This is a genomic window from Mycobacterium sp. 4D054 (assembly GCF_052245755.1).
Classification (GTDB): domain Bacteria; phylum Actinomycetota; class Actinomycetes; order Mycobacteriales; family Mycobacteriaceae; genus Mycobacterium.
In genome coordinates this window covers 1-2,473 of the sequence record NZ_JBQQCF010000119.1, presented here as the reverse complement: position 1 = coordinate 2,473, position 2,473 = coordinate 1, and the positions used below count along the sequence as shown (strand labels likewise).

The following is a 2,473-nucleotide window of genomic DNA, read 5'->3' as shown; positions in this document are numbered from 1 at the left end:
GTGGGTTGTCGCGTTCGATCACGGTGTCGGTGGTCGATGACACCGACAAAGAGAGCCTGGTCCCGGGTGCTGCGGTGGTGACGGTGATCGGGTTGCCGCCGGCCATCACGGTGGGTGGTTTGCCGATCTTCCGGTTGGGTGGTTCCCCCGTCAAGGTCGTGTCGTCGGTGAGCATCCTCGATGGGGATTCGGAGAACCTGTCGAAGGCGACGCTGACGGTTGGTTTGGGTTACAAGTCCGGGGATGTGCTGAGCTTCAGTGGTATTGACGGCAATCCGATCACCGCGAGCTGGGATGCGGCCACCCGCACGTTGACGCTCTCGGGTGTTGCCACGATTGAGCAGTATGAGGCGGCGATCAAGGCCGTGACGTTCGCCGCGACTGAGGGTGGACTGTCTCGAACCGTCACGGTGTCGGTGGTCGATGACACCGATAAGGAGAGCTTGGTTCCCGGTGCTGCGGTGGTGACGGTGATCGGGTTGCCGCCGGCCATCACCGTGGGTGGTTTGCCGATCTTCCGGTTGGGTGGTTCCCCGGTGAAGGTCGTGTCCTCGGTGAGCATCCTGGACGGTGATTCGGAGAATCTCTCAAAGGCGACGCTGACGGTTGGTTTGGGTTACAAGTCCGGGGATGTGCTGAATTTCAGCGGTGTTGAGGGAAATCCGATTGTCGGGTCGTGGGATGCGGCGATGCGCACGTTGACGCTCTCGGGTGTGGCGTCGATCGAGCAGTACGAGGCGGCGATCAAGGCCGTTACCTTCACTGCGACCGAGGGTGGACTGTCTCGAACCGTCACGGTGTCGGTGACCGATGACACGGACAAAGAGAGCCTGGTTCCCGGTGCTGCGGTGGTGACGGTGATCGGGTTGCCGCCGGCCATCACCGTGGGTGGTTTGCCGATCTTCCGGCTGGGCGGTGCCCCGGTGAAGGTCGTCTCCTCGGTCAGCATCCTGGACGGTGATTCGGAGAACCTGTCCAAGGCCACGCTGACGGTTGGATTGGGTTACAAGTCCGGGGATGTGCTGAATTTCTCCGGTGTTGACGGGAATCCGATTGTCGGGTCGTGGGATGCGGCCACGCGCACGTTGACACTCTCGGGTGTGGCGACGATCGAGCAGTACGAGGCGGCGATCAAGGCCGTTACCTTCACTGCCACTGAGGGTGGGTTGTCGCGTTCGATCACGGTGTCGGTGGTCGATGACACCGACAAGGAGAGCTTGGTCCCGGGTGCTGCGGTGGTGACGGTGATCGGGTTGCCGCCGGCGGTGACGGTGGGTGGGTTGCCGATTTTCCGGTTGGGTGGTTCCCCCGTCAAGGTCGTGTCGTCGGTGAGCATTCTCGATGGGGATTCGGAGAACCTGTCGAAGGCGACGCTGACCATTGGTGGTCTGTCGTATCGCTCGGGGGATGTGCTGAGCTTCAGCGGTATTGAGGGAGATCCGATCACCGCCTCGTGGGATGCGGCAACGAGGACTCTCACCTTGTCCGGCGTGGCGTCGATTGAGCAGTACGAGGCGGCGATCAAGGCCGTCACTTTTAGTGCAACTGAGGGTGGACTGTCTCGGACGGTGTCGGTGTCGGTGGTCGATGACACCGATAAGGAGAGTTTGGTTCCCGGTGCTGCGGTGGTGACGGTGATCGGTCTGCCGCCGGTGGTGACGGTGGGTGGTTTGCCGATCTTCCGGTTGGGTGGTGCCCCGGTGAAGGTCGTGTCGTCGGTGAGCATCCTCGATGGCGATTCGGAGAAGCTGTCGAAGGCGACGCTGACGGTTGGTTTGGGTTACAAGTCCGGGGATGTGCTGAGCTTCAGTGGTATTGACGGCAATCCGATCACCGCGAGCTGGGATGCGGCCACCCGCACGTTGACGCTCTCGGGTGTTGCCACGATTGAGCAGTATGAGGCGGCGATCAAGGCCGTGACGTTCGCCGCGACTGAGGGTGGACTGTCTCGAACCGTCACGGTGTCGGTGACCGATGACACCGATAAGGAGAGTTTGGTTCCCGGTGCTGCGGTGGTGACGGTGATCGGTCTGCCGCCGGCCATCACCGTGGGTGGGTTGCCGATCTTCCGGTTGGGTGGCGCCCCGGTGAAGGTCGTGTCCTCGGTGAGCATCCTGGACGGTGATTCGGAGAACCTGTCAAAGGCGACGCTGACTGTTGGTGTGGGTTACAAGTCCGGGGATGTGCTGAGCTTCAGCGGTATTGAGGGCAACCCGATCACCGCCTCCTGGGACGAGACCACCAGAACACTGACGCTCTCGGGTGTGGCCACGATCGAGCAGTACGAGGCGGCGATCAAGGCCGTCACGTTCACCGCGACCGAGGGTGGACTGTCGCGTTCGATCACGGTGTCGGTGGTCGATGACACCGACAAGGAGAGCCTGGTTCCCGGTGCTGCGGTGGTGACCGTGATCGGATTGCCGCCGGCCATCACGGTGGGTGGGTTGCCGATCTTCCGGCTGGGTGGTTCCCC

The 2,473-nt window shown here is 62.4% G+C and carries 1 protein-coding gene; it reads left to right on the top strand.

Annotated elements, in window-relative coordinates; all coding sequences use genetic code 11:
* Nucleotides 1-2,473 (top strand): hypothetical protein (locus ACTWP6_RS30090; protein ID WP_443189622.1); only part of this gene is annotated, 2,473 nt, incomplete at both ends.